Raw genomic sequence first — 6,946 nt, 5'->3', positions numbered from 1 at the left:
TGTACCTCTTGTTGGTGTATTCCGCCTCGGGTATAGCGTAGTAGTTCATCTCTATCACGTTGTCAAGGAGCCTGACGAGCTTGGGAACCACCTTCTCCATAGCCTCCTTAGTGTGAACCTTCCCGAGATTTATTGAGCCGAGGTTGCATACAACAACGTCCCCCGACTGCTTCCTGTAAACTATCTCACCTGTCTCTGGGTTTAGCTCCCTCCCTATGTGCTTTGTGACGCTCATGTTCTGGACGATCTCATGGCACAGGTTACTTGAGTAAACCACTCCGGCGTGCTTGTTGGGGTTCATCCTGTTGGCGTGGTCCCTGAAGAAGAGATAGGGCTCACCGGTTTCAAAGGCAACTGTCAGGAGCCTCTTCCAGAGCTCAAAGGCGTCCACCTCCTTCTTAGCTTCCGGAGGAAGCTCCTTCTCTAATCTGAGGTATTCCTCCTCAAAGGCTTCCCCCCAGAGATCTTCAAGGTTCTTTCCGTCCCTGACGTTCTTTGTGTAGTAAGGGTCAAGGAGTGTCCACTTTTCCCTGTTCTTAACCCTCTTCATGAAGAGGTCGGGTATGGATATGGCTGGGTGTATGTCGTGAGCTTTCTTCCTCTCATCACCGGCGTTGGTCTTTACCTCAAGGAAGTCAAGGACGTCCTTGTGCCAGATGTCAAGAGTTATTGAGGCGGAGCCCTTCCTCATCCCGAGCTGGTCAACGTAGGTCATCACGTCGTTTATGACCTTCACGACGGGGATAATTCCGGAGGAGGCTCCCTTGAACTTTCTTATAGGTGCACCCGTTGCCCTGAGCTTCCCTATGTATATGCCCAGCCCTCCCGCATGCTTGCTTATCTGGGCAGCCTTCTGGACGTTGTCAAAGATGTCGTAGAGGTCGTCATCAACGGTGAGGATGAAGCAGGAAGACAGCTGGGTGAAAGGACGCCTTGCGTTCATAAGGGTGGGTGTTGCAACGGTAACGAGATGCTGGGAGAGAAGATCGTAGAACTCCTTTGCCCACTTCAGCCTATCCCCTTCCTTCTCAGGTATGGCTAAGGTCATGGCTATCAACATGTACATCTCTTGAGGGAGCTCAATGACCCTTCCCTCTTCGTCCCTCGCCAGGTATCTGTCAGCCAGTATCTTTATCCCCGTGTAGTTGAAGTAAAGGTCTCTCTTGGGGTCTATGTGCTTGGCGAGCTCCTTAAAGTCTTCCTCGCTGTAGTGCTTGAGCAGGTAATCGCCATAGATGCCTGCTTCAGCGAACTTCTTTACGAACTCGTAGAAACCTTCGGTGTTGTAAGGCTTGTACTCACGGGAGAGCTCGTCCCTTACCTCGTACCCCCTAATGTGGGCTACCTTCTTGTATAGGTCATAGAGAAGCAATCTCGCCGCCGCGTACTGCCAGTCGGGAGCCTCAGGAGACACCTTCTCAGCAGCGGTCCTTATGAGGACAGCCTGTATCTCCTCGGTGGTTATGCCGTCCCTGAACTGGATCTGGGCGTCTGTCTCCAGCTCAAGGGGGTCAACGTTCAGCCCCTTGAAGGCGAACTCAAGGGCTATCCTGATCTTGTGTATGTCAAGCTTCTCTCTCTTACCGCTCCTCTTAACTACTTCCATGACAGTCCCCTCCATGAGGGTATTCTAAGGGGCGGGTATCCACCCCAGCAGAGACGTATATCGTTGGCTGGCTGGGATAATTTATCGCAAAAGGAAAGTGATTGATACTTATGTAAAAACATAGCCGTCACCTCCGAAAAAGGGGGAGCTATTATACCAGAGCTCAGGCGTAGGTCCTTCTCCTTCTGAACATCACGAAGGCTATAACCTCGGCGACTGCCCTGTAGAACTCGGGAGGTATCTCCTCTCCAACATCAACTACGGGAAATATAGCCCTCGTTAGCTCCGGCTTCCTCACGACAGGTACCTCGTGCTCCTGAGCAACCTGAACTATCCTTTCCGCTACCCTTCCCTTCCCCTTTGCCACGACCACGGGTGCTCTGTCCCTCTCGCCATCGTACCTCAGGGCTATGGCATAGTGGGTTGGGTTCGTTATCACAACACTCGCCTTTGGAACCTCAGCCATCATCCTCCCCTTAGCCATCTCCCTCATCCTCGCCCTTATCTTTGCCCTCACCTCGGGCTGACCCTCCAGCTGTTTGAACTCCTCCTTCACCTCCTGCCTCGTCATCCTTATCCTTCTTTCGTAGTCCCACTTCTTGTAGGCAAAGTCCAGGAGGGCTATGAAGAAGGCGATAACTCCTAGGATTAAGACCACCTTTATCAGGAGATTTATAAGGAAGCTTACCCCCTCAAGGAGGGAGAGCTGGGCTGAACCTAGAACGAGAGATACGCTTCCCTTCAGGAGAAAGAGGGCTATGCCGAAGAGGAGAAGTGCTTTGAGGGTGTTCTTGGAGAGCTCAAAGAGCGTAGTGAGAGAAAACATCTTCTTAATCCCCTCAAGGGGGTTGAGTCTTTCCCACTTGAACTGAAGGGGTTTGAGGGTAAATATGAAGCCGAACTGGGCAACGTGGGCACCTATAACGACCAGTATGGTAACAACGAAGAAGGGGATTAGGAGCTTCACCACTTGAGTGAAGGACTCTCTGATAGCTGTTCCAGCCAAAAAGGAGAACTCAGAGGGCTTGAAGCCTGACACGGCCATCAGGAAGGAAACGACCTCCCTGAATATGAGGGCTCCCGTAAAGAATATTATCGTTGAGGATATAAGGACGGTGAGCGATGAGGCTATCTCAACGCTCTTAGCAACGTTTCCCTCCTGCTTTAGCTTCCTCCGCCGGTAAGGCGTCGCCTTTTCCGTCTTGTTCTCCTGTGCCATATCTCCCCCAGAGTGTTTAAATATACACCTCTATCCTGCGCCAACAAACCTCAGGAAGTTCATCATGTACTCCCTCATGTAAGAGACCAAGACCAGACCTATCACAGGTATGGATAGCATAAGCACCGTTAGACCCACCATGACCTGAAGGGGGAGACCCACCATGAACACGTTTATCTGGGGAATGAATCTGTTTATAACCGCAAGGATTATGTTCGTAAGCAGGGCGGCTATAAGAACGGGAAGGGCTATCTTGACCCCCATGGAGAAGCTCTTGTAAAAGAGCGTTAGAAACATCTTCCCGTTGAGGGAGAAGAGCTCAAAGCTCCCTATGGGTATACTCTTGAAGCTCTGGGCAAGACCGATATAGACTGCCTCCGCTCCGCCAAGGGAGAGGAAAAGGGTTGAGGCTATAAGGGTTGAGAAGCCTGCAAGGACCGTCGTCTGGGGTTGCTGGGGAAGGAACATCATGAGGAAGCCAAGACCCGTGTTTACCGCAATAACCTCCCCTGCAACGAAAACGGTATCAAAGAGGAGCCTAAGGAAGAAGCCTGCCAAAAACCCAAAGAGAACCTCTTGGAGCGCCAACTCCATGAAGCTGAGGGCTGACCTTATCTCAAGGGGTTTTACATCAAGGAACAGGAAGAGGGAAAAGGCTATGGCGACCGACAGGTAGGGGCGCACGAAGGCTGGCAGGAAGAAGGTTCCAAAGAGGGGAACCATGAAGACGAAGGAGAAGACCCTTAGAAACATGAGGAGGATTGTTAGTAAGCTGTTAGTATCAAGAACTATCATCTTATCCAGATCGGCACGTTTACGAATATCTCCCTTGTGAAATCAACGAGCTTTCCCATCATCCATCCGCCGAGCAGAAAAATAGTTATCATGGCAGCCACTATCTTAGGTATGTAGGCGAGGGTCATCTCCTGTATCTGGGTTGCAGCCTGAAATATGCTCACGATTAGACCAACGAAGAAGGTAGCCGCGAGAACGGGCATGGCGAGCAGGATAGCCATCTCAAGAGCCCTCTGCCCGAGGGATACGATAAGGTCTGGACTCATTCCTCACCTCCTCACTGATAGCTCCTGACGAGAGAAAGAACCACCAGCTCCCAGCCGTTTGCAAGCACAAAGAGCATTATCTTGAAGGGAAGGGATATTATCTGGGGCGGAATCATTATTATCCCCATGGATATCAGTATTGAGGCAACCACTATGTCAACGATGAGAAAGGGTATGTAGAGTAGGAAGACTATCTCAAAGGCTGTTGTCAGCTCGCTTACCATAAACGCCGGTATAAGGACGCTCATGGGTATATCCGAGGGATTCTTTATCTTCTCCCTCTCTTCCTTGCTCAGGTTTGCAACATCAAGGAAGACCTCCACCGTGTCCTTCCTTGTCTGCTTTAGCATGAATCCCTTTACACCGTCGCTCACCCTCCTGAAGAACTCCTGATCGCTTATCTGTTCCTTAACGTAGGGCTGAAGGGCATTCTGATTGAGGTCTTCAATTACTGGTTTCATTATGAAGAAGGTCAGGAAGAGGGCGAGGGAGATGATAACCTGGTTGGGGGGAACCTGAGGGATACCGAGAGCCTGCCTGAGCACGGATAGGACCACAACTATCCTTACGAAGGAGGTAGTCATTATCAGTATGGACGGTGCTAAGGCGAGCACCGTAAGAAGTATCAGGAGCCTCAGAGATGTGTCTAAGTTCCCCTCCCCTATCCTCAGCTCAACGGGTGGTATCGTCTGGGCGAGAGCTACCTGACTTAGAACTATCAGCAGAAGGAGAGTCCCCGCCATCCTCCCTATATATTACATCAGCACCCTTCTCACCAACGCAGAGGACAAAGGTTTTTCCCTTTATATCAAGCTCAACTATAAAGATACCCTTTGATAGGGGCGTCACCTTCTTCACCTCAAAGCTTCCCTTTCCACCGAAGCCCCTAACCCCAGTTATCCTCTTGAGAATCCAAGGGAGGGCAAGGAAAAGTATAATCAGAACTACTCCTAAGGAGAGGAGAACCCTTACTACGTAGTCGGAGAGCTCCATCACTCAGCCTGAACCACGAATTCGGTGAAGTAAACGTTCCTTACACCGCCCTTCACAAGGATTGTGTTTATCCTCTTTATTATTTCAAGCTTTAGCTGTTCCCTTCCCTCTGGAGTCCTGAGCTCCCGGGAGGTCTTGTTGGACAGTATCTCAATTATCGCATCCCTGATTATGGGCTCCCTCTTCTGAACCTCAAGGACAACCTCGGGAGAGGAGACCTCAAGGGTGATTGACACCCTCGCGTACATGGTGAGCTCTGGGTCCGCAAGGTTGACGATGAAGGCGGGCTCAAGCTTGTACATCACGCCCACCGCTTCGGGAGCTACCTGCGGTTTTGGAACCTCCTGTTTCTTCTGTTCCTCTTTCTTTGCAAAGAGAAAAAAGTATGCCCCCGCTCCCCCACCAGCGATTAATAGGAGGAGAAGGAGGACAACCAGGAGAAGCTTGCCCTTGCCTCCGCCGGTCGTCTCCTCCGCCTGTTGTGCCTCCCTCTCCTCGTCAGCCATGGCTCCTATTATCTAACAAGATTAACCGTCTCATCAAGTATGGTATTTGATGTAGTTATCACCCTTGCGTTCGCCTGATAAGCCCTCTGTGCGGTTATAAGGTTTACAAACTCCTTGGCTATATCAACGTTTGACATCTCAAGCATTCCAGACCTTACCTTTTCCGAACCACCGGCGAGTAGTATAGTGGGAGTGGTTATTGAGGTGTATAGGTTTGAGCCCTTCTTCGTAAGCTCCTCCGGATCCGAGAACACGGCAACCGCAACCCTGTACAGAGGTAGAGACTTGCCGTTTGAATAGACACCTACGACTGAACCATCTTCGGAAAGGACGTAGACATCTATCAGGTCTCCCTTTGCATAGCCGTTTTGTTCAGCAGTTATGATGAAGCTGGACGCATATTGATTCACGAAGGCATCCCTTATTATGTCCTCATTTGAGTTGTCCCCATCGTAAGAGCCATACCTGTAATTGAAAGAAACACTTGCACTGTTTTGGGGGGCATCAAAGAACTCAACCACGCCCGTGGTGTAATCTATACGACCTATAACGTTGTTTGATGGGTCCCTTATATTCCCGTTTCCGTCATCCGTATAGTTTACCGATCCCAGGGTGACGAAGGTTGTACTTCCCGAGAGGAATCCAGGAACAACGGGCTGGTTGATAAGGGTGAATGTTCTCGTTGAACCATCTCCCGTAAAGGTATCCGACCATGGTGATGTAGAAGAGGTTATGTCAGAAACAGATTCGCTCGTTGCCTCCGTCCCCACTATAAAGACCATCTGGTTGGGATCCACGAGTCCAAGGCTGTCAACTTTCCCACCGATCTGACCTCCCGAGACTGTGTTCAGCCCTTCTGGAGGCTTATAAGTACTGTCAAAGAGGTTGAAGTAGTAGTACCTCTTGTTTCCCACCGTTGTGGAGAGGATATTGTCTCCCGACAAGTTTATCAGGTTTCCATCGTCGTCAAAGATTAGGCGTACGTAGTTGTAGTTGTTGTCCTTCCCATCTGCATAGTGATCTGCTATAAGGTTCTCCGCTGTGCCATCACCATCGTAATCGGCGAGGATGAACATCTCCCACACGTTGGCGCTCACCTTCTTGAGGAATATGTCTGCCTGATAAGGGTTCCCCAGTGTATCGTATATGGTGATAGAGTATTTGTAGTTGTACGAGTTGACGTTCAAAGGATTGAAGTCAGAGACAGAGGGGACAATGGCATTGGCATCAAGGTTTGTGGGTTGAAGGAATGAGATAGAGTCCGTTGACCTTGGGGGAAGTTGTTGCTCAACGTGTATGTTCTCAAGCCCTGTTCCGACTAACTCTCCCCTCTCATTGAGCCGGAAGCCCTGAAGGTAGAAACCTCCGGGGGTAACCATGTACCCATCCCTGCTCAGCCTGAACTGACCATCCCTCGTGTAGTAGTTTGCCCCAGTTATGGGGTCCTTGAGGATGAACAGTCCCCTTCCCTGTATGGCCAAGTCCGTGTTTATTCCCGTCTGCTTGAAGTTTCCTATCGTCCAGTACTTCTGGGTGCTGTCAACTATCACGCCGGCTCCGT

The 6,946-nt window shown here is 50.4% G+C and carries 8 protein-coding genes; all 8 read right to left on the bottom strand.

All coding sequences use genetic code 11. The features are described 5' to 3' along the window. On the bottom strand, positions 1–1,606 hold a 1,606-nt coding region (locus tag AC1HCM_RS04460), incomplete at its 3' end, for a ribonucleoside-diphosphate reductase subunit alpha (protein ID WP_479460576.1). A gap of 163 nt (positions 1,607–1,769) precedes the next feature. Continuing rightward, a complete protein-coding gene (flhB, locus tag AC1HCM_RS04455) occupies positions 1,770–2,825 on the bottom strand; it encodes a flagellar biosynthesis protein FlhB (RefSeq protein ID WP_479460575.1) in 1,056 nt (351 codons plus the stop codon). Between the two features lie 30 nt (positions 2,826–2,855). After that, a complete protein-coding gene (gene fliR / locus AC1HCM_RS04450) occupies positions 2,856–3,620 on the bottom strand; it encodes a flagellar biosynthetic protein FliR (RefSeq protein WP_479460574.1) in 765 nt (254 codons plus the stop codon). Beyond that, the gene (gene fliQ, locus AC1HCM_RS04445) at positions 3,617–3,886 is read right to left on the bottom strand and encodes a flagellar biosynthesis protein FliQ (RefSeq protein WP_479460573.1); all 270 of its coding nucleotides are present in this window, start codon (positions 3,884–3,886) and stop codon (positions 3,617–3,619) included. Before fliQ ends, fliR begins: the two co-directional genes overlap by 4 nt. Before the next feature lie 11 nt (positions 3,887–3,897). Continuing rightward, positions 3,898–4,629: a flagellar type III secretion system pore protein FliP gene (fliP, locus tag AC1HCM_RS04440; RefSeq protein WP_479460572.1), complete on the bottom strand. Its 732-nt coding sequence runs from the start codon at positions 4,627–4,629 to the stop codon at positions 3,898–3,900. Further along, the gene (locus AC1HCM_RS04435; RefSeq protein ID WP_479460571.1) at positions 4,559–4,879 is read right to left on the bottom strand and encodes a hypothetical protein; all 321 of its coding nucleotides are present in this window, start codon (positions 4,877–4,879) and stop codon (positions 4,559–4,561) included. The genes fliP and AC1HCM_RS04435 overlap by 71 nt, the downstream gene beginning before the upstream one ends. Next, the gene (locus AC1HCM_RS04430) at positions 4,879–5,385 is read right to left on the bottom strand and encodes a flagellar basal body-associated FliL family protein (RefSeq protein ID WP_479460570.1); all 507 of its coding nucleotides are present in this window, start codon (positions 5,383–5,385) and stop codon (positions 4,879–4,881) included. Before AC1HCM_RS04430 ends, AC1HCM_RS04435 begins: the two co-directional genes overlap by 1 nt. Before the next feature lie 8 nt (positions 5,386–5,393). Next, on the bottom strand, positions 5,394–6,946 hold a 1,553-nt coding region (locus AC1HCM_RS04425), incomplete at its 5' end, for a flagellar hook-basal body complex protein (protein WP_479460569.1).

The organism is Hydrogenivirga sp. (assembly GCF_056450045.1).
This window is presented reverse-complemented; position numbering and strand designations above follow the sequence as displayed.

Excerpts from the sequence above, each read along its gene's own strand:
- flhB (WP_479460575.1), bottom strand. The coding sequence starts at position 2,825 with ATGGCACAGGAGAACAAGACGGAAAAGGCGACGCCTTACCGGCGGAGG.
- fliQ (WP_479460573.1), bottom strand. The coding sequence starts at position 3,886 with ATGAGTCCAGACCTTATCGTATCCCTCGGGCAGAGGGCTCTTGAGATG.
- AC1HCM_RS04435 (WP_479460571.1), bottom strand. The coding sequence starts at position 4,879 with ATGGAGCTCTCCGACTACGTAGTAAGGGTTCTCCTCTCCTTAGGAGTA.
- AC1HCM_RS04430 (WP_479460570.1), bottom strand. The coding sequence starts at position 5,385 with ATGGCTGACGAGGAGAGGGAGGCACAACAGGCGGAGGAGACGACCGGC.
- fliP (WP_479460572.1), bottom strand. The coding sequence starts at position 4,629 with ATGGCGGGGACTCTCCTTCTGCTGATAGTTCTAAGTCAGGTAGCTCTC.
- fliR (WP_479460574.1), bottom strand. The coding sequence starts at position 3,620 with ATGATAGTTCTTGATACTAACAGCTTACTAACAATCCTCCTCATGTTT.